Here is a 19,514-nt window from a genome sequence, read left to right as displayed (position 1 = left end):
ATCGACGCCATCCTCATGAATCAGAGGGTGGCGTCTTTTGTTTCGCTTCTAATTCATCGAGTCGTGCTTTTTGTAAGTGGTCAAATACTTTTGTGATGAAGCCAACCATAATGCCGACACCGGTGATGACGTATCCAATCGTGAAAATTTTTCCGATATCTGTCTGAGGGGCGAAATCACCATATCCGATGGTCGTCAGTGTGATGACGCTGAAATAAAGTGCATCTAACCATCGCATCGCTTCAAATTTAGCGTAAAAAAGTGTTCCGGAGAGAACGGTGAGAAAGGCAAGGCTGAACAAGACTTGAAACTCAGGATCACGGAGGCCGCGCCAAATCCCGCGTACAATCCGGCGTAATGTCAGTAAGAACGGTAACATGTCACTCGCTCCTTTCGATATTAGGTTTGTTCGCTAACAACGCGGGAACATCCTTTGTAGTTCGAAAAAAAGAGAAAGGGTGATTTGGATGGGGAAAGTCATTCCAAAGCAAGAAGGGCTCGACCATAGTGTCGATTTTTTACGTGAAGGATATTTGTTTGTCGCAAACCGACGTAAAAGTTTTCAGTCGAATATTTTTGAAACGCGTTTGCTCGGGGAACGCGTAATTTGTCTCGGAGGAGAGGACGCTGCTGCCTTGTTCTATGATGCGGACAAATTTACACGTCAGGATGCCGCGCCGAAACGTCTTCTCAAAACCCTATTCGGGGAAGATGGGGTGCAAACATTGAATGGGACGGCACATACGCTCAGAAAACGTATGTTCATGTCATTGATGACGAAGGAAAACATCGATCGTCTGCTTCGATTGACGGACCGTGAATGGAAAAAAATCCGACATGCTGGAGAAGAAATCGTTTTGTATGACGAGGCGCAACAGGTATTGATGAAAGCTGTCTGTGAATGGTCTGGAGTTCCGCTTGCACGAGACGAAGTAGCGAAGCGGACCGATGAAATGAGATTGTTATTTGAATCGGGTACTTCTTTAGGTCCAACTTATTTGCAAGGTCGGAAGGCAAGAAGTTCGGCCGAAGCGTGGATTCGACAGATGGTCAAAGAAGTACGGTCAAATCGATTATTACCGAATGAACAGACGGCACTTTATGAGTTCTCGTGGCATCGAGATGAATTTGGTGAGTTGTTGCCTGAAGAAGTAGTGGCTGTCGAAGTGTTAAACATTTTGCGACCGACTGTTGCCATCTCGGTCTATGTCCTCTTTACAGTCCTAGCGCTTCATCAATTCCCGAGAGAAAGAGCACAAGTAAAGCAAGGACAGCTTTCGAAAACAGCCTTTGTCCAAGAAGTGAGACGTTTCTATCCGTTTTTCCCTGTAGCGGCAGCTCGAGTCAAAACCGATTTTGAATGGGACGGATACGCGTTTACGGAAGGAACACTGACGCTCCTTGATCTTTATGGAACGAACCACGACTCTGCGATTTGGGCTGAACCCGATCAATTTAATCCTGCTCGCTTTATGGACTGGAAGGAGAGTCCGTTCAATTTTATCCCGCAAGGAGGAGGAGATGTAGATTTTGGACATCGTTGTGCAGGGGAGCATGTGACGATTGCGATTCTAGAACAAGTCATTGAATTGTTTACGGAGGAGTTCTCGTATATCGTTCCTCCTCAAGATTTGAGTTATAGCTTCGTTGATATGCCGAGTCTACCGAAAAGTAAACTGCGTTTGACTGATATAAAATGAATCGAATAAGTAAACGCCTACTCTTGATGGAGTAGGCGTTTAGTATGAAGTGCGGTTTATTTCGTTTGTAAATTGAGACGCTTTGAAATCGGACGAATTGGGACGGAAGGGTCAATCATTCGGTTATCCCGTTTCGGTTCATCCGTGCATTCAATCTGCCAATCGGCGTCATGAAGCTCTTTTAGTCCGACGGCAATGTCATAAAGCGAATAGTTCGCATTCCCGTTTAGCTGATAGATGCCGGGTCCGCGTTTCGTCAAGATTTCGAATAAAGCTTCCGCTGTATCCGGTAAAAATGAGCAAGATGGATACCAATGCTCACTCGCTTGTATGACCCCTCGTTGTTTCATCTCGTTCGTAAAATAGTCCATCATATTGTTCGATCCGGCTTCATCCCCAATCTGCCATCCAAGACGAACAATCTGAGCACCCGGGTTGACACGAACGATGGCTCGTTCGCAGTCACGTTTATACTTTCCGTAGTCATCTTCAGCATCTGGCGCCGTGTCCGGTGAAATCGGTCCAGTCACGTCATCTGAAAAAATCGACACTGTACTCGTGAACAAGAACGGAATCTTCATCTCCCCACATAAACGAGCGAGCGTCTCGGCCCATTCAACCGGTCCCATACCGATATGTAAAAAATAGTCCGGGCGGATGCTTTCAATGAATTGTCGCATCTCCTGCTCGTCTGTCGTGGACACTTGCTCACGATTCCATGCAATCCCCTCAATGCCATGACGCTGTAACGCTTCGGCAACAACCGGTGCTACCGTGCCGTTCATTCCAGTAATGATTGCTTTCATTTCATTTCGCCCCTTTCTCTCTATATCATGCCACAAAACGGGCGTGGACAAACAATCGATGTGTTTGCCTATGCTAGACTAGGTGATGGAGGGATTAATGATGAATATTCGACAAGCAACGAAGCAAGATTGTACACAAATCGCACCGCTCATGTATCAGGCGATTCATGACATCGCGTATACATTGACGGGGTCAACGAATACCGATGAAGTATTAGAGCGATTGGCGATGTGGGTGGAAAAACCGAAGAATCGTTTAAGCCACGAAAACATATGGGTCGCCGATGTAGAAGGGGAAGTGGCGGGAATGATCATTTCGTATCGAGGGGACGAGGCGGAAGCATTAGATCGCCCGATTCGGGAATGGTTGACGGCGAATGGGAGCAAAGTGGAATTAGATGTTGAGACGGAAGGGTTCGTTCAATACATCGATTCACTCGCTGTACTAGAGGCGTATGGTGGCCGTGGCATCGGGACGAAGTTGATTGAACAGATCTGTACTGTCGCGGCAGAACGTGGTGTCCCGGCCGTCACCTTGAACGTGGATCAAGACAATCAAGCGGCTCATCGTTTGTATACGCGACTCGGATTCCAAAAAGAAAAGGAAATTATGATTTCGGGATCTCGTTTTGACTATATGAAAAAAGAGACATGCTCGACTCCTTTCTCGGTCTAAAAGCGGATGCGCAAACGCTCGTTCTCGACTATACTAAGTGCTTGAGGAAAGATATATGTAAAGGAGATACATTATGGAGTGGAAGAATATTTGGCGGGGAATGGCCATGGGAACGAGTGATTTGATTCCTGGTGTAAGCGGCGGTACCATCGCAGTTATTTTAGGCATCTATGATCAATTGATTGAAGCAATCAGCGGTGTATTCAGCCGATATTGGAAAAAGTATATTGGTTTCTTAATCCCGCTAGCGATTGGGATGGGAACAGCCATCATCGCCTTAAGTCGAATTATCGAGTATTTGTTGCTTGAGTATTATGCGCCGACACAATTCTTCTTTATCGGATTGATTTTAGGGATCATTCCGTTACTTTTTGTAGAGTTTAAGTCACGTGCATCGATTCGTCCTATCCATGTGATTGCCATGATTGTAGCAACGGTACTCGTAGCGAGCATGGCGTTTCTCAATCCGGTTGATTCGTCTATCATTACGGACGTTACCTTTGGGACAGCGCTCCTCTTGTTCTTGTCTGGATGGTTAGGAAGTATGGCGATGCTACTCCCGGGAATCAGCGGATCGTTCGTGTTGTTGCTGATTGGAGTGTACCCGACAGTGATCAGCGCCATCTCGAACTTCAATTTGCTCATTATCGGAATTGTTGGGGCAGGCGTTGCGGTCGGCTTTATTGTCAGTAGTAAGGTGATTCGCTATTTGTTGGCGAATTTCCCAGGAATGACGTTTTCGGTCATCATCGGATTGGTAATGGGTTCGCTCGCCGTCGTATTTCCAGGAGTGCCGGCTACGGGGCTCATGTGGGGACTCAGTGTCATTGCGTTCATCGCAGGGATCGTTGTCGTCCGATTGCTCAGTCGTTACTCCGTATAAAACAGCAAGGAGTCCGGGATCACCGGACTCCTTTTTTAATAGATAAACGGAAATAATCGTTTGCGTGACTTTGACCATGATACATACGATTGACCGAAGTGACGGGTCAGCATCCCTTCCTCAATCCGAATCCGATATAGTAACGCAAGAGCTGTAAGACCGGTACCGATCAAAGCGACTGCCCAATGAAGAAAATACAATGAGAAACCTAACGTAATGAATAATAATCCTGTGTATAAGGGGTGACGTAAGAAACGATAAGGACCAGAGCTGACGAGCTCGTCTTGAGGACGAACGACAACGTGTCGGGTGAATTGATGACGAAGGTGGAAAATTCCCCAATATCGTAATGATACACCCGCTATGTAAAACGAAAGAGCAAGTATGCGTTGAGCCATTGATGGACGCGCCTCAACAAAGATTGAATAGATGATAGACAAAGAGAACATGACAAGCATCGTCGACGCGACGAAATAAAAGCTTTTTCGCTCGACGGAACCGTCCGTTGCTTCTTTTCGATTACGAAATTTCCATGTCTCCACAAGCCAAAAACAGGACACGATGATCAATGCAAGATCCATCCACTCCATAGCGCACATCCTTCCTTTTGATTCATCTTTCCTTACCCGACCTTCAATGAAGAAAAACCAATGGAGGAAGGTGTTGGGAAAAAGTTTGTAAAAGACAGAAAAAAGGGTTATCATCTAATGAGAATGATTATCATTTTTAAGGTGAGTAGATCATCTACATAGAAGGGAAGGATACGACGATGGGCGAGGAACAATTCGACGTGACGATTATCGGTGGGGGTCCGGCAGGGTTATATGCTGCTTTTTATAGTGGATTACGAGGCATGAAAACGAAAATAATCGAATTTCAACCTCAACTAGGTGGAAAGCTGCACGTTTATCCAGAAAAAATGGTGTGGGATGTAGGGGGGCTCCTTCCGACGACGGGAGCAAATCTGATCGATCAACTCGTCCAACAAGGCATCACTTTTTCGCCGACGGTCATCCTAGGGGAGAAAGTGGAGTCGATTTCAAAACGCCAGGATGGATTATTCGGGATCGACACGTCGAATGGTTATCACGTATCCAAAACGGTTATCGTCGCGACCGGGAGCGGCATTCTGAAACCACACAAGATAGAAGTCAGCGGTGCAGAGCGATTTGAATTGTCAAACCTTCATTATACGGTCAAGTCACTAGAGCGGTTTAAAGGGAAGCGGGTCTTGATTTCAGGTGGCGGAAATAGTGCCGTCGATTGGGCCAATGCACTCGAGCCGATTGCGGAGCAAGTCATTTTGGTTTACCGAAAAGAAGAGCTCGGAGGTCATGAAGCGCAAATCGAGAAGATTAAAGAAAGCCAAGTCGATTGTTGCCCCCAGTCAAAAGTAACGGACTTGATTTCTCATGATGGACAATCGATTCAGCAAGTGCTGTTAACACAGGTTGACACGGGAGAAACGAGTGTGGTTGATGTCGATGAGGTCGTCATCAATCACGGGTATGAACAAGATGCGGAACTCCTTCGGAACAGTGAATTGAACGTCGAAATGGTCAATGGATTTTATGTGAAAGGGAACGCGGGGAGTGAATCATCCGTTCCGGGATTATATGCTGCAGGTGATATTCTGACGCATGAAGGAAAGGTCCATTTGATTGCAGGGGCATTCCAAGATGCGGCGAATGCGGTGAATCGGGCCAAAACGTATATTGACCCGAATGCGACCGCTACGGCAATGGTCTCTTCTCATAACGAACGTCTAAAAGAAAAGAACCGTCAAATCATAGAAGATACTTTGTTGAAGCAGTAAGAGAGACGTCTCTTACTGCTTTTGCGTAGGATAATCACAAAGCTCGGTGATGACACCACCTGAATGACGTGGGTCCATATAAATCAAACGTCGCCCCTTTGCGGTCGTACGTAGTGTGTCTTCTAAAAAAGTAATGCCATTTTGTTTGTGTGTAGCGATGGCGATTTCTAAATCTTCTACACGATATGCGATATGATGGACGCCTTTTCCTCGAGCTTTCATGAAACGCGCGATCGGACTCGTATTACTTGTTGGTCGCAACAATTCGATGACATCTTCGCCAATGTGAATGACAGCTAGCTCGGTTTCCACCCCAATGGCTGTATTCGTATAACGGTCAATCAGTTCTCCACCAAGCACAGTTGTATAAAATGTGATCGCTTCGTCTAAATCACGGACGGCGATGCCAGTATGATCGATTTGCATAAACATTCCTCCTCAACCTTCAGTTTGCCTAAAGTTGAACAAAATGTCACTTCACAACGTTTCCACCATATCCGATATAATAAGAGAGGGAGGGACAGCGAAATGAACGGAAAAATCACAATGGGATTGGTGGGCATGTTCGCCCTAGTATCATTTGTGTTTGGACTCTCGCTTGCGACGTTTGTCGATTATCGCATCAATGAAGAGCAAGTTGTGCTCGAACGGTTAACCACCCATAAACAGATTGGTCCGACGGAGTTGCTGTCTACCGAGGTCGATTTTCATTTGAATGGATCGAATTATGCGATTCGTTTCAAAGATGAACCGAACATCACGTATTGGTTCAGTGTCGTAGATCGTCAAATCAAATTTGATCGGATTGAATCGCTCGATTTGAGAGATACGGGACTCCGGACAGAACTGTTTAAGGAAATGCCGCCTTTGGCGATGGAGTCGACAACTGCTGCAGAATAAAAGACGTCGAATGAACAACTTTTTCGTGTGAGAACGAGTTGATACAATCGACGTCTTTTTTGTTGATCAATAGAGTGGAGTCGGTAGTACTTGTTGTATAAGCGTACACATTCCACCGGACGACACTTGAGCACCTTGCTTTCGAAGTGCAAAATTCAAGTCAGATTGCAAGTTGGTCGTAGAAATATGAGCCTCGTCGATATATCTGAACGCATCATAAAACTTTTGTTGAAGAAAGGAAAGGGCATCGCGCAACATAGACTCGTCACAATCTAACTGAATTTCTTGGACGCACACGTGATACATATGTAATCGTACTTTCATGATTCCGATTGGTTGGTGACACCAATGTAATGTGTAAAACAATGTTTGTTGCCGAGTTTCGTGTGCGAATTGTTCATCCGTCATCGGAATGGCGCCAGGTAGGACATGACAATGCGCATTTCGAAAGGTGAGCCAATCTGCTCTTCGTGAATAATCCATCAATTCGAGGGTCCAGTATGTATGCGATGCTTTCTCACAAGGAATGAATGGCAAGTGATATGTATTCGTTTGATGGAATACTTGAAACCCAGTTGCCTCATATATTCGAAGCTTATCTTGATTATGATAGTCCTCTTCCTGAAGATAGTACGTAATCGGGTGTGTGGTTTCTCGACTTCGTTCATACATGATTCGGTCAAGCAACCCGCGAAACACATGACGATCAATATATGAGACCTTTGAGAGTTGAATGATTTGAAACGCTTCTAAATGCTCGTCATTCGCAACAAAAGCAGCTAATGGATTATTTTTGTTTAAAGCGATGTACACGTGCTGATGAGGAGGTAAGGAAAGGAGCGGGGGTGTCTTTGATAAGGGGTATAACGACTGAATGGAGATGCGTTCCTGCATAGCTAATTGCCTACATTCTACAAAGCGTAGCGCTCGTTTCAAGGAGAATCCTTCTTTCTGAATGAGTTAATAAGTACAATTAAATTGTAAGCGCTATCTTAATTAAAGTTGTATGGCATTCTCATGACACCTGATGGATGAAAATAATCAACATCCTTCATAAAAAAATGAAATAAAATAGATTGTTCGCATATGATTTTGAATAAATAATTGATTATACATGTTGGTCTGTGAGTTTCGTCAAATGTCAGACGTGACGTGTGGCGAAGACATGATATACTTAATCACAATGAAACCAATCAATTAGGAGTTAATGATGAAATATATTTATCAACTGATTCTCGTCGCTATGTTGTTCATGATCACTGCGCCCACTACAGTTATGGCTGAAACAGAACCAGTAGTGATTCATGAGAACATCATTGTCGAAGAAGATGTAGAGATTCACGAAGGATTTCAATCACCCAATGAGATGGTGTATGTCTTCGTATTAATCGTGTTATTATCTGTCGTTGGTTTAGGAATTATGAATACGATTGAATAACGTGAAAACGTTCACAAAAATGCAATAAGTCGTTTGGTAACGGTTACAATCGTTACTATATACTTATATGTGTAGGAAGGAAGTTCTGCACCAACTTTCTGTCCTCCTTTTCAAATGAACACCCCTCGTTCATATCATGTATTGGAGTCAACCGATGTCATCGATTGACTCCCTTTTTTTGTCTATTTAAAATCGAATACGTTTTTCTTTTGCTAATCGTTTTAATCGTTTTGTTTCATCCGTATGGCCATGGCTCTCTAAGAAATCGACGTAGACACGGAACGGTTCGGAACGATGTGAAAAGAAAGGGATATACTCTGAAAACAGCTTCTGTTCGGCTTCTTGTAAGTTACCTTCGGCGACGAGGAGGCGGAGCTCTAACATTTTAAGAGCTTGATAGTTTTCAAGTGCGGTATCTTCTGTCTGGGATTTTTCCAACATCCGCTCACACAGTTTGAGAATGCGTGCGTGAAGGATTTTTCTCGTGTTGGCTTGGCTGTGTTCAATCGGCAAGGTAGATAGTAAGTCGACTCGTGTGGAGTCCACGTCTTTTGGCACGTGGAGGGCAGTATATAAAGCGCGGTCAATCCAGACGGTATCAATGGGTGCGTCTAGTTGGTAGTAGTGGATGAGTTTTTGAAGCATAGTGACTTGTGAGATTTTCAATAGTCGAAACGGGTCGCTCGTTGAAAAGAGAGGTTCTTCTCCGGCTGACGTTGACAGAAGATAAAACATCTCTTCATACATCGTACGTGCTTCTGGGTATTCTTCAGCATAGTGGGCTAAATCACGAATGATTTTTTTGGCGTGGATATACCAATTTTTCTGATCACGATCGGACATGACTTGATTGGGACGAATATATAAATGTTCATATGCTGAATCGACAAAACGTTCAGCTAACGTAATCGTTTGTGAGAGCGAATGACGCTCTTCCGAATGTTTTTTTTCTTTATAGCGTGTAAATTGGCTGATCATAAAATCAAAGTCTTGATCATCAATCACATCTTTAGGAGTATGACGATACATTTCGACCAATAAATCACGTAACGTCGCCTCGCCATATTGCTCCAACAACATGCGTAATTTTCCGATGCGCATCAGCTCTCCTCCTTTCATTAAAACTTGTTGCATGCATCTCTGATTTGGGCAGACACCAATTAATATTCCTTTCCCGGATTTCATCTGAAACAATCATACGGTCTCATGCTTAAGACGGATTTTCACTAGAATCGTTGTCAGATCAATGTCGGTTCGGGATAATAGAGAAAATTGATAAAGTTGAGGACTGAAAATATGAAAGATGATCAACGTTTATCGCGTGTAGAACGTAGAAAGCGCGAACTCGAACAACAAGAACGTGAAGCGTCTCGTTTGTATGATGAACGATCTTCAGATGAGCCGTCGAATATAGAAGAGCCATCGAATATAAATGAAGCATGGCGACAGAATCGACAAGGGGAAGGGGCTCCTGTTCAATCGGAGCACCCGTTCTTGAACGAGAAATCAACGGATTCGTCGAAGCCGAACTACGGAACATCAAAAAAGCGGAAGAAGCGTATGCCGCGGATTCCGTCATTCTCAAAATCGAAACGAAAGACTTCTCAATCAAAGTCGAATCATGCGACGCAACAACCGAAACCGGCAAAATCTCCGAAACAAGAAGTCGATCATTCGTCCAAACCATCAAATAAACGAAAGCGTAAATGGAAAGGGAAAGTGGCCCTTCTTCTCATTCTCCTGTTGCTTGTCGGAGGGTATGTGGCGACTTCTCCGTTCACGTTCCTCATTATGGGAAGTGACGCACGGGTTGGAGAATCCCTCTCGGGGTCCCGCACAGATTCTCTACAATTGATGGAATTTGTCCCTCGTTCACGTACTGTTCAAAACGTGTCGATTCCACGCGATACGTATACGGCCATTCCATGTGAGCCAGACCGGGATGGCGATAAAATCACCCATGCTTTCGCTTATGGTGGTGCAACGTGTACGGTAGGTGCTGTTGAAGGACTGACCGATGCGTCGGTTGATGGACAAGTCGTGATCACATTTGAGTCGTTCATGGAATTGATCGATTTGATTGGTGGTGTCAATGTGACAGCAACGCACTCATTTAGTGAGAAGGGGTTTAACCAGACGTATGAATATACGGAAGGTGTTTCTTACGCGATGGATGGGGACATGGCACTTGCCTATGCGAGACACCGTAAGTCGGATACGGACGGTGCCCGTTCGAATCGTCAAACCGAAGTCATGACAGCCGTCGCAGAAAAATTGGCTAGTCCTTCGGGTTGGACGAAGATTCCGGCAACGTATCGTTTCATGAAAGAGGAAATGGGTCTTGAGATGAATGTCTTACAAATGACGTCTGTCGGGCTCACGATGATTTCGAACCCGGACGTGAATAAGATGCAAGTTGAAGGACAAGATGCCTATATCAACAATGTCTATTACTACGAACCGTTAGAAGAGAGTGTGCAATCCATTCGAGATGCTCTCGATTTGTCGATGTGGGGCACGGTCAGATAATTTTAAGAAAAGGGTTTGATTCTGACTTGAAAGAGGAATTTTAAACAAATGAACTACTCTTTTGAGGAGGGAAATTTGAATGAAAGTATTAGTCATTGGAGCAACAGGAAAGATCGGGAAACGTGTATTGAAAAGTCTAGCGAAGACCCATCAAGTGACCGCTTTAATTCGTTATCCTGAACTACAAGCAGAGTACGAGAAAATGGGTGCGCGCGTATTGACGGTTGATGTCGAGAAAGAGCTTGAGAAAAAAGTTCATGAGGCGACAAGTGGACAAGATGCAGTCATCATTGCGGCGACCGCCGGCGCAGACGGATCGAGTACCGAAATTGAACTGCTCGACCGAAACGTCGCGATGAACGCGATTGATGCTGCTAAAAAAGAACGAGTACGTCACGTCGTCTTGCTCAGTGCATATGGCGCGGACCAACCGAATGCCGCACCAAAGGAACTCTTTAACTTTCTGTCAGCCAACAATGCCGCCGACGAATACATTGAACATAGCGGTTTGAATTATACGATCATTTGCCCAGTGACCATTGTCGATGAACCGAGTAAAGGTTCCATCGAAGCATCTGAAGACTTGAACGATGCGGACGGTGCAACGATTTCCGAGACGGATGTCGCGACTGTCATCTCTTCATCTCTTGACAACCGTGGACTATACGGTCGCCGAATCGAAATCAAGTCGGGTAGTACGCCGATTAATGAAGCGCTTGATTTTGAAGGCCGTGGAGAAGTGGCAAACGGAGGTAGAACGACGTTACGCCGACCACAACGATCATAACGAGTTGAGGAGAAGATGACATGGAACGAAAGTTGTATAAAGATCAGAATAATAAAATGATTGCCGGGGTCTGTTCAGGGCTCGGGAACTATTTAGGAGTGGACGTCACAATCATGCGTGTTCTGTTTGTGGCAATGGCACTCTTAGGTGGTCCAGGGCTTCTGATTTATATCGTTCTGGCCATTATCATGAAAAAGCCGCCATCAGAATATGAGGCGGAACAAGAAGATCGTTTTTAACGAAAACAAGCAATCCGACAGTCATGTCGGATTGCTTTTATTTTTCGATGTATAAGGTATAGCTTGCTTCGAACGTCTCGTCTGGGGCAAGGAGTTGAACTCCTTCTTTGTGTAGAAAATCTTTTCGGTGTCCTTTGTAATCTGCGTGACCGAACCACGGTTCAAGACAAACGAATGGAGCATCCTTATGGGGTGGTGACCAAATGCCAAAGTGAGTAAATGAAGGGCTTTCCATCACAATTGCCGTGCCTGACGGCTGATGACGTAGTGCAGCGTACTCCACATTTTCGAAAATCAATGCATCGTCGTCAAATAGGGAACGGGTAAGCGGAATGTATTGCCGATCACCTAGTGGTTGATAGGCCCCTGTCAAATACGGTCCCTCTAATAGATAGCGGTCAAGTGTACGTACTTCTCCGAAGTCAATCGTATAGTCCTCGAACGCACCATCCTTGAAAGGGATGTTGAATGCGGGATGACCACCGATGCTGAACGGTAACATGGTTTCACCCGGGTTATGGACACGATAGGTGACAATGACTTCTTCTCCTGCAAGTTGATACGATACGTTCAGAGTAAACGGGAAAGGGTAATGTTGACGTGATTCAGGCGTATCTCTCAAGGTGAAACGAACGGAAGTTTCAGTCGATGATTCGATGTCGAAAATCGCGTCACGAGCAAAGCCGTGTTGGCTCATCGTATACGTATTGCCCTCATATACATATTGATCATCCAATAATCGCCCGACAATCGGGAAAAGAATAGGGGCTTGTCGTCCCCAATACGTAGGATCACCTTGCCATAAGTATTCCGTTTCGGCTATTTTCCAACTAGTCATCTCAGCACCCTGTGCTTTTAACGTAATCTGAACATTTTTGTTTTGAAGTTGCACAATACATACGCTCCTTTACGGTTTGTGATAAGTTAAGTGTAGAAATCTTAAGTAAAACAAACAAGGGGTAAATGATGCGCTTACAAAGAATCGTAATCGGAACGCTCATCCTTCTATTGATTGCTGGGCTCGCCTATAAAGGCTACGAAGAATATATGATGACACAAAAGAAAGAAGAAGCGGTTCCAATCGCCCAAAATGAATCGGTACTAGGAGGGCTTGAAGTGGGACAACAAGCTCCGGACTTCACTTTGAATACGCTAGAGGGGGAGAGTCTGACCCTTTCCCAGTTCCAAGGACAGCCGGTAGTCATTAATTTTTGGGCTTCTTGGTGCCCGCCTTGTCGAGATGAGTTTCCTGAGCTGGTATCGTTTGAAGAAGCGACAGGCATCCCGGTTCTCGGCGTGAATGTCACCAAAAACGAACGACGAGGAAAAGCGGACGTCGAGGCTTTTTTACAGGAGTACCCGGTTGATTTTCCGATTTTGTTAGATGAAGAAGCGATCGTAGAGCAACAGTATCGGGTCGTCGCGCTACCGACAACGTACGTGTTGGATGAACAAGGAGTCATTGTGGCGAAGCAGACGGGTCCCGTCGATGAAGCGTGGATTCAGCAACAAATCGAAAAGACGTCAATGTGATATTTCAAAAAAGCTGAACGATCTGCCCTTTATGGGAGGGCAAATCGTTCAGCTTTTATAGTGTTGCTTGATCAATGCATCAAAATTTGGGGTCATATCTTCTTCAAGATAATAATGATGATTGTCTCGAATGATTGTATCACCAACACGTGCCTCGGAAGGTAGGAATCGTCTAGGAATGAAACTAGAGCCGTTATTCCATCTCAATACGGCATATTTTCCCTCGATTCGCACCAATGTACCGTACTTAATCATGCCTCTTCCTCCTCGACGAGCAGCTTCTGTCTCTTTTTATCCTTACATCATCTATTCCCACATTCCACAAAAGCTACACATTTTTACGAGTGTCTGTCCAATCGGACAAGGGAAGTTATTCCAAGAAACGCATGAGGATAAATTTGATAAATGTGAAGGAAGTTTGAAGAAAACGCTTTCTTTTTTTAAAATGGTCTTCTATAATGAAAGCACGGGGTGATTATGACGAAACTGTGAACAATGGGGGGATGGTCATGTTTTCTTCTGCAATGATTGGGTTACTCGCTCTGACGGGAGTAACGATCTATGGGGTTGACCGTATGTTCACGGTCCGCTCAGAACGCGTCACAAAGAAATAGGTCTACATAGGGGGAAATCGCAACGTCTTGGGGAGACGTTGCGATTTTTTTAATAGTCTTGTTGACGAGACCGGCGATCGGTCTCTTTTTGTTCCACCATTTTTCGATTACGTTCATGGACACGATCGAAAAAAGAATGCTCTGGCCACAGAGGGGACCAATGACGGTCTTCGGGAAGTGCTAAGATGTATTCTTCTGCCGCACTCAAACGTTCAATCATTTGACTACGATTGTCGCATAGGTCACCGTGTCCAGGCACAAACCATTGAACCTCATGTTCATAAATAAGGGTTTGCAACGTTTGTAATGTTTCGAGATAGGCGGTCGGATCATGCTCGATAAAGGGTGGCTCGATATTCGACCCGTAATCTCCGCATACGAGTAGGTGCATCGGCTCGATTAGAACAGATAGGTGTGTTGCATCATGGCCGGGTGTCGGGATGAACGTAACGGGTATGGATCCAAGTAGAAGTGTCTGATTCGGTTGGATCACGATATCGATTTCAGGTTTTTGAATCGGGCGATCGATGTAATGCTGTTCATAGAACTCGCGAATCTCATCGAGCTGATCTGACGAGTCGGCATCTACGAACGCCTGTGAGGCAATCGTTGTCGCATCCTTAAAACCATAAGCCCCGATAATATGGTCGAAATGATGATGGGTGAAAATGACGTAAAGTGGGCGATCTTCTCGTCTTAGCTCGATATCCCGACGAATCGTGGCGATTTCTTCTGGAAGCCATGTGGGGTCAATCAAAAGAATGGCGTCTGGTGTATCGATTAAGGTCGATGTCGTTCGCATCAACGCACTTTCGTAAATCGTGAATGATTGAAGTTTCGCTTGAATCAAAAGAGTTCCTCCTCATCTGATTAGAGTCATTCACTCTTTTCCCCAAAACAATCGATGGAACAACAAAAAAGCAGAAAGTCAGATGACTTTCTGCTTTTGCAAGGTCTCAACCGTGCATTGTATGTGTGCGAGAGGCTCTCGCGTATATGTCGATATTGGAGCGGGTGAAGAGAATCGAACTCTCGTCATCAGCTTGGAAGGCTGAGGTTTTACCATTAAACTACACCCGCATGAAGAAAAAATATGGAGCGGGTGAAGGGAATCGAACCCTCGTCATCAGCTTGGAAGGCTGAGGTTTTACCATTAAACTACACCCGCGTTACGTCTTAACGTTACTTTGATATAATAGCATATCAAATTCTATTTGCAAACCCTTTTTTAAAAAACTTTTTAGGTTGCAGAATCCTATCCACAACGAAGATAATAGAAAAAAGGGGAGAAATCAAATATGAGTGAACGAAAATCATATTTACAACTGATGGGCGAAGGATTTCGGATGTTGAAGCAGTCCAAACAAACGGATCAAACAGTGTCTCTTCGAAGCTGGACGTTCTCGATTCATCATGACAACGAATGGTATGTCGTGTTACGTTCGAATCGGGTCAAGTGGGTCGGATTGCCGAGTCATACATTTGATATTGCTCTTGATTCGATTCAAATTGGGAATCTTCGAATCATACGTCACCCTGAATCGAACGAAGTACGTTTGACAATCGATGAAGAATGGGGATTGGAAAATAAGGTTGTTTGTGACAACCTAGAATGGGAAACATTCGTCGATGCGCTCAAACAAGTGAAGGGGGAGTAAGCGTGAGTGAAGAGAGGTTGTATCGAATGGAAGCGGAAGCACGAGGGAGTGCTTGGCGGGCCCGGGTTCTGACAGGGATTCAGCGATTTCGATTTTACAAAGGCGAATTGCTCGCACCATCGAACCGGCCGTATGTCGTATTGAGCATTTCACAAGATGAAGGGTCCTTACCTGATCTGATTGAAACTGATATGGGTATCCTGCTGATCCATGAGCGAGTCAGTCCGATCTTTATGAATGTCTGTCCATATGACGTTCAGCTCGTCCGTGTCGAGCTTCATACAAGTACAGGGAAGACAGATCGCTACTGCGCGCTTAATGTGCTCCGACGCTTTGAAATCGAATACCTCGAACACTCGAACGAATTTCGCCCGTTAAGTACGGATCGATTCTATTTCCTATCCAATCAGACGGTTCGAATGAATTTATTTGGACATATGATTGCCCAAGATGTAAATAGCCAACGTCTTTATGTGACCGAACGACTAAAGTATGCACTACAAGCAAAAATGGTCACAGGACTGGCATTTAAGCAAGTAAAGGAGAAAACAGCATGAAAGAGTATGAAATTGATGGGTGGTTCCGCCTGACGTATCCGGAACATTACGAATACAGTGAAGAAGAAGATTATGTGAGCTTCTATTCAACAGAAGAGGATGCGCAAGGAACGCTTCAAATCTCCATCTATGAGTCTGAGGATTCACAAGAACCAAGAGAAGCCGTCTTACGCGAGTTAAATACCTTTTTAGGAGAGTTCCCAATCGACGTAAAAATTGCGCCAAGCGTGACGGACGAGACGGGTGACATGACGACGGCCTATGCAAGTGGCATCGAAGATGGGATGCATTTAGATGTCTGGTCTTTGACGGACGGAAAACGCCTTTTATTCATGACATACGTTGCTGATCAAGTGACGAATGAAAAAATGGAGATTGAATCGATCATCGACTCAGTCGAATGGACATAAAATGAGACACGACGCCAAATTAGAGGCGCGTGTCTCATTTTTTTATTGATATTTTGGAACATCGAAATTGAGTGTGTACGAATCAAGCATTTGATAGACGTTATAGATCTGTCTCGTTTGAATATCTGCCCAAGCAATATTCGTTGCATATTGATGCGTGCCTGGAGAATCAGGGTTATAACGCATCTTATAAAGTGTGTTTTGTTTATAAGTCGGATGATTAATGTAGCTAGAACCAATCCAGTAGGCTCCACCGATTACTGCTGCTTCAGGCGTGAACCATTTCTGTTCAAATGCATACTTGGCTCCGCTTCCAAGTGGATTGCTGTCGAAGGCCTGAATGCCATACATATTGTATACGGTAGCGGCTACAGGTCGCTCGGGATAAATGCGGTCACCGTTTGAGTTAATCAAGGCGTTTCCGTCTTTATCAACGGGTACACCAGACGCTAGTTTTGAGGTACCGTTACCCGTTTCATGAAGTGCATGTGAAAGCAGATAGACTTCGTTGATATTATACTGACTGCCGGCATCTACGAACGCTTGACCTAATCCGCTGAGCGTCCCTTTCGACAACAGTAATTTATTGAGCGTTGTCGCTGTCGTTCCAGCACTCTTCGATAAATCTAAGAATTGGTAGAACGAGCGTGAATTCGGGTCGATGCCAGTCGGGTCAACATATGTCAACACTTCATTGAGCGATGCCCGACGCCACATGTTATCAAACACACGAAGGTTGTGACCGGATGGACGGTTGTAAGAAACTGTATAGTATGTGCCTGTCTGTCCAGTGATGGTTACTTTTTCGCCCGGATTGATTTGACCGTATGGATGAGATGTAAGGCTTGGTTGGCTTAAAATATTGGCCTTACCGATGACGGAACTCAATGTGATATAACCCGTTGCCGTACCGTATTTGACTTTATACCAAGAAGAGGAAGCGCGTTCTACATATTGAACTGTTGCTCCTTTCGGAATAGTGGCCACTGTCACAGAACTTGATGTGGCAGACGATTTTAACGCAGCACCGACGTTTGAGATGACGGTCATATCCTGATTGACGATTGTGCCGACGTTATCAGTGACACTGACCCAAGCTCTTGGTAAATACGCTTTTTCGTAGCGATGAAAATCAGTTTGAGCGATTTGATTATATTGTCGCTCTGCCATGTCACGAACAGTCATCGGATAACTTGTATAGAATACGTTCTTGATGACACCGCTTCCCGGGGGCGTTGTCGTGACAGGAATTGCGTAATCCATATGAATATAGTTTCCACTATACGTACCGTTCGTTAATAATCCCCAATCTGAACCGATGATTGGTTTCACACTGACAATCGTCCCGTTGTTTAACTTTCCAGCAAGGTTGTCTGGAAGTTGTGCAGGAGTAGAACGTACGTTTAACGTACTTCCACCTTCTACATAAATTCGGTATTCGGCTTCCGGACCGTACTGTTCAGTCGGTGTCGTTGTCGGTGGCGTCAACGCAAAGTCACGAGCTGCGACATAGCCAGTCGTGTTGTTGTAACGCACTTGATACCATGAACCAGTCGCTCCAAATTTAGCGAATTGATCAACTTTAGCCCCTTTTGGGATGGTCTGTAGCACCGTTTTAGAACTAGACATCGAAGAGTATAACTTCGTTTCTTGTTGAGCGTAATACGGTGTCACCACTTGTGTGAATTTCTCAGAAAGATCACGCGTCGGAACGTATCCTGTCGTAGATTGATACGTCACTTTAGACCATGAACCTGTTGCGCCATGAGTCGAAAGTTGAGATACGGCCGTGCCAGGCGTTAACGTACGGATAGCTTTTTTAGTTGATGACATAGAGTTGTAAAGCGTCGTTTGATTGCTAATGTACATCGGTTTAGGTGCTGTCAGCGATTGGAGGTCGCGCATGGCCACATATCCAGTAATTCCGTTGTAAGAAATCTTACCCCACGAATTTGTCGCACCATATAAAGATTGAAGACTGACTTTCGCGCCTTTCGGGAGAGTTGTCAATACACGAGAAGTCGTCGTAATCGATGCATATACTTTTGTTGAATCAGTTGTCATATGTGTCGGATTCACTTGAGGCGTCACACTTCCACCTTCGTATGCAGAAAAGTATTTTTGAGCGACGTAACCAATTTTCCCGTTATAAGAAACTTTGTACCACGATCCCGTCGCGCCGTGCGTCGAAATATAGTTCACGACCGCATCCTTAGGAATGACCGTCAATACAGCAGAAGAAGTCGTCATTTCAGCTCTTAAATTGACGTTCATTTCCGCAACATATTGCTTCGCAGATGACTGCTCAGCGAAATATTTTTGCGCGACATAACCTGTCTTTCCATTATAAGAAACTTTGTACCACGAACCCGTCGCCCCATGCGTCGATATGTAAGTGATGGTCGCACCTTTCGGGATTGCGCTTACGACAGAAGATGAGGTCGTCATCGATGAGTACATATTTGTCGTTTCTTTAGCGATATATAGCGCAGTAGAAGCGGTAGAAGTAGTAGATGTAGAAGACTTAGAAATAGATGTATTGACGGTTAAATATTCGGAAGCGACATAACGTGTTTGACCCTCAAATTCGATTTGTGCCCAATCGTTATTTGATGAATAGACGTTTACCGTTGTTCCTTCTGTTAGTTTCCCAACAATCGATGAAGTCGTAGACGAGTCAGAACGAACATTTAAAATCTCTGTGTTGACGGTTCCTTCATATGTTGCTGCGTATGATGGAGTGGGAGCCAATCCACTAAATAACGAGGTCGAAACAAGAACGGCTGCACTCAATCGTGTAAGATTTGATTTCAAAGTCTATTTACTCCTTTCACCAACCGATTGGTCATCGATCGATGTAGATGATTTTCACTATGCGGTCTAAGTATAACGCACTTAAATTTTGATAAGAAGGTTATCTTTTAAAAAAGAGGTGAATCATTGAAGTTATTTGTATGAAATTTGGAAA

24 protein-coding genes and 2 tRNA genes are annotated in these 19,514 nt (G+C 44.6%); 14 read left to right on the top strand and 12 right to left on the bottom strand.

Going from position 1 to position 19,514, the window contains the following annotated elements:
• Positions 1 to 13: 13 nt before the first annotated feature.
• Entirely contained in the window at positions 14 to 379 is a 366-nt protein-coding gene (locus tag KNP04_RS12865; RefSeq protein ID WP_214876561.1) for a potassium channel family protein, read from the bottom strand.
• 88 nt (positions 380 to 467) lie between these two features.
• On the opposite strand from KNP04_RS12865, the gene KNP04_RS12860 reads away from it, so the two are divergent.
• A complete protein-coding gene (locus KNP04_RS12860; protein WP_214876559.1) occupies positions 468 to 1,700 on the top strand; it encodes a cytochrome P450 in 1,233 nt (410 codons plus the stop codon).
• A gap of 56 nt (positions 1,701 to 1,756) precedes the next feature.
• On the opposite strand, the gene KNP04_RS12855 is transcribed toward KNP04_RS12860, so the two are convergent.
• Positions 1,757 to 2,506 (bottom strand): sugar nucleotide-binding protein, encoded by a 750-nt coding sequence (locus KNP04_RS12855; RefSeq protein WP_214696862.1) that lies wholly within the window; start codon positions 2,504 to 2,506, stop codon positions 1,757 to 1,759.
• Between the two features lie 100 nt (positions 2,507 to 2,606).
• Between KNP04_RS12855 and KNP04_RS12850 the strand changes: the two genes are divergently transcribed.
• Positions 2,607 to 3,182, top strand: a complete 576-nt coding sequence (locus KNP04_RS12850; RefSeq protein WP_214876557.1) for a GNAT family N-acetyltransferase — start codon at positions 2,607 to 2,609, stop codon at positions 3,180 to 3,182.
• Between the two features lie 73 nt (positions 3,183 to 3,255).
• Entirely contained in the window at positions 3,256 to 4,065 is an 810-nt protein-coding gene (locus tag KNP04_RS12845) for a DUF368 domain-containing protein (RefSeq protein ID WP_214876555.1), read from the top strand.
• Between the two features lie 35 nt (positions 4,066 to 4,100).
• On the opposite strand, the gene KNP04_RS12840 is transcribed toward KNP04_RS12845, so the two are convergent.
• Positions 4,101 to 4,655: a methyltransferase family protein gene (locus KNP04_RS12840; protein ID WP_214876553.1), complete on the bottom strand. Its 555-nt coding sequence runs from the start codon at positions 4,653 to 4,655 to the stop codon at positions 4,101 to 4,103.
• A 179-nt stretch (positions 4,656 to 4,834) separates the two neighbouring features.
• On the opposite strand from KNP04_RS12840, the gene KNP04_RS12835 reads away from it, so the two are divergent.
• On the top strand, positions 4,835 to 5,881 hold the full coding sequence (locus KNP04_RS12835; RefSeq protein WP_214876551.1) for an NAD(P)/FAD-dependent oxidoreductase: 1,047 nt from the start codon (positions 4,835 to 4,837) through the stop codon (positions 5,879 to 5,881).
• 12 nt (positions 5,882 to 5,893) lie between these two features.
• Here the strand turns inward: KNP04_RS12835 and KNP04_RS12830 are convergent, their stop codons facing one another.
• Positions 5,894 to 6,307, bottom strand: a complete 414-nt coding sequence (locus KNP04_RS12830; protein ID WP_483297974.1) for a VOC family protein — start codon at positions 6,305 to 6,307, stop codon at positions 5,894 to 5,896.
• A gap of 102 nt (positions 6,308 to 6,409) precedes the next feature.
• On the opposite strand from KNP04_RS12830, the gene KNP04_RS12825 reads away from it, so the two are divergent.
• Positions 6,410 to 6,781 (top strand): hypothetical protein, encoded by a 372-nt coding sequence (locus KNP04_RS12825; protein ID WP_074033021.1) that lies wholly within the window; start codon positions 6,410 to 6,412, stop codon positions 6,779 to 6,781.
• 66 nt (positions 6,782 to 6,847) lie between these two features.
• Here KNP04_RS12825 and KNP04_RS12820 read toward each other — a convergent pair whose 3' ends face one another.
• Entirely contained in the window at positions 6,848 to 7,594 is a 747-nt protein-coding gene (locus KNP04_RS12820; protein ID WP_214876547.1) for a hypothetical protein, read from the bottom strand.
• A gap of 397 nt (positions 7,595 to 7,991) precedes the next feature.
• Here KNP04_RS12820 and KNP04_RS12815 point away from each other — a divergent pair, with 397 nt between their 5' ends.
• On the top strand, positions 7,992 to 8,219 hold the full coding sequence (locus KNP04_RS12815) for a hypothetical protein (RefSeq protein ID WP_214876545.1): 228 nt from the start codon (positions 7,992 to 7,994) through the stop codon (positions 8,217 to 8,219).
• A 186-nt stretch (positions 8,220 to 8,405) separates the two neighbouring features.
• Here KNP04_RS12815 and KNP04_RS12810 read toward each other — a convergent pair whose 3' ends face one another.
• Positions 8,406 to 9,320 (bottom strand): hypothetical protein, encoded by a 915-nt coding sequence (locus KNP04_RS12810; RefSeq protein ID WP_214876543.1) that lies wholly within the window; start codon positions 9,318 to 9,320, stop codon positions 8,406 to 8,408.
• Between the two features lie 195 nt (positions 9,321 to 9,515).
• Here KNP04_RS12810 and KNP04_RS12805 point away from each other — a divergent pair, with 195 nt between their 5' ends.
• The 3 genes from KNP04_RS12805 (at position 9,516) to KNP04_RS12795 (ending at position 11,774) form a co-directional block, all read left to right on the top strand.
• Positions 9,516 to 10,748, top strand: a complete 1,233-nt coding sequence (locus tag KNP04_RS12805; protein WP_214876541.1) for an LCP family protein — start codon at positions 9,516 to 9,518, stop codon at positions 10,746 to 10,748.
• A gap of 79 nt (positions 10,749 to 10,827) precedes the next feature.
• Positions 10,828 to 11,535, top strand: coding sequence for an SDR family oxidoreductase (locus KNP04_RS12800; RefSeq protein ID WP_214876539.1), 708 nt, complete (start codon positions 10,828 to 10,830; stop codon positions 11,533 to 11,535).
• 20 nt (positions 11,536 to 11,555) lie between these two features.
• The gene (locus KNP04_RS12795; RefSeq protein ID WP_074033027.1) at positions 11,556 to 11,774 is read left to right on the top strand and encodes a PspC domain-containing protein; all 219 of its coding nucleotides are present in this window, start codon (positions 11,556 to 11,558) and stop codon (positions 11,772 to 11,774) included.
• 37 nt (positions 11,775 to 11,811) lie between these two features.
• On the opposite strand, the gene KNP04_RS12790 is transcribed toward KNP04_RS12795, so the two are convergent.
• Positions 11,812 to 12,666 carry an aldose 1-epimerase family protein gene (locus KNP04_RS12790; RefSeq protein WP_214876537.1) on the bottom strand — a complete coding sequence of 285 codons (855 nt, stop codon included), beginning with the start codon at positions 12,664 to 12,666 and terminating at the stop codon, positions 11,812 to 11,814.
• A gap of 74 nt (positions 12,667 to 12,740) precedes the next feature.
• Between KNP04_RS12790 and KNP04_RS12785 the strand changes: the two genes are divergently transcribed.
• Positions 12,741 to 13,307, top strand: coding sequence for a TlpA family protein disulfide reductase (locus KNP04_RS12785; RefSeq protein WP_251129955.1), 567 nt, complete (start codon positions 12,741 to 12,743; stop codon positions 13,305 to 13,307).
• A gap of 48 nt (positions 13,308 to 13,355) precedes the next feature.
• Here the strand turns inward: KNP04_RS12785 and KNP04_RS12780 are convergent, their stop codons facing one another.
• On the bottom strand, positions 13,356 to 13,562 hold the full coding sequence (locus KNP04_RS12780) for a DUF3006 domain-containing protein (protein ID WP_015880796.1): 207 nt from the start codon (positions 13,560 to 13,562) through the stop codon (positions 13,356 to 13,358).
• Positions 13,563 to 13,765: 203 nt separating this feature from the next.
• Between KNP04_RS12780 and KNP04_RS12775 the strand changes: the two genes are divergently transcribed.
• A complete protein-coding gene (locus KNP04_RS12775; protein WP_214876533.1) occupies positions 13,766 to 13,921 on the top strand; it encodes a hypothetical protein in 156 nt (51 codons plus the stop codon).
• A 49-nt stretch (positions 13,922 to 13,970) separates the two neighbouring features.
• On the opposite strand, the gene KNP04_RS12770 is transcribed toward KNP04_RS12775, so the two are convergent.
• From KNP04_RS12770 to KNP04_RS12760, 3 genes are all read right to left on the bottom strand, one after another.
• Entirely contained in the window at positions 13,971 to 14,771 is an 801-nt protein-coding gene (locus KNP04_RS12770) for an MBL fold metallo-hydrolase (RefSeq protein ID WP_214876531.1), read from the bottom strand.
• A 156-nt stretch (positions 14,772 to 14,927) separates the two neighbouring features.
• Positions 14,928 to 15,001, bottom strand: a tRNA-Gly gene (locus tag KNP04_RS12765).
• Positions 15,002 to 15,015: 14 nt separating this feature from the next.
• Positions 15,016 to 15,089, bottom strand: a tRNA-Gly gene (locus KNP04_RS12760).
• Between the two features lie 130 nt (positions 15,090 to 15,219).
• On the opposite strand from KNP04_RS12760, the gene KNP04_RS12755 reads away from it, so the two are divergent.
• From KNP04_RS12755 to KNP04_RS12745, 3 genes are read left to right on the top strand one after another with little or no spacing between them, the layout of a single operon-like run.
• Positions 15,220 to 15,579 carry a hypothetical protein gene (locus tag KNP04_RS12755; RefSeq protein WP_214696459.1) on the top strand — a complete coding sequence of 120 codons (360 nt, stop codon included), beginning with the start codon at positions 15,220 to 15,222 and terminating at the stop codon, positions 15,577 to 15,579.
• Positions 15,580 to 15,581: 2 nt separating this feature from the next.
• Positions 15,582 to 16,136 (top strand): hypothetical protein, encoded by a 555-nt coding sequence (locus KNP04_RS12750; RefSeq protein ID WP_224863319.1) that lies wholly within the window; start codon positions 15,582 to 15,584, stop codon positions 16,134 to 16,136.
• On the top strand, positions 16,133 to 16,546 hold the full coding sequence (locus KNP04_RS12745) for a DUF3805 domain-containing protein (protein ID WP_074033032.1): 414 nt from the start codon (positions 16,133 to 16,135) through the stop codon (positions 16,544 to 16,546). The genes KNP04_RS12750 and KNP04_RS12745 overlap by 4 nt, the downstream gene beginning before the upstream one ends.
• Before the next feature lie 42 nt (positions 16,547 to 16,588).
• Here the strand turns inward: KNP04_RS12745 and KNP04_RS12740 are convergent, their stop codons facing one another.
• Positions 16,589 to 19,360: an SH3 domain-containing protein gene (locus KNP04_RS12740; RefSeq protein WP_214876529.1), complete on the bottom strand. Its 2,772-nt coding sequence runs from the start codon at positions 19,358 to 19,360 to the stop codon at positions 16,589 to 16,591.
• Positions 19,361 to 19,514: the final 154 nt, after the last annotated feature.

The sequence above is a fragment of the Exiguobacterium sp. CH10 genome (assembly GCF_018617635.1).
Lineage (GTDB): Bacteria > Bacillota > Bacilli > Exiguobacteriales > Exiguobacteriaceae > Exiguobacterium > Exiguobacterium aestuarii_A.
Note: the sequence above shows the minus strand (reverse complement) of the source record. Positions and strands in the feature narration are given on the sequence as shown.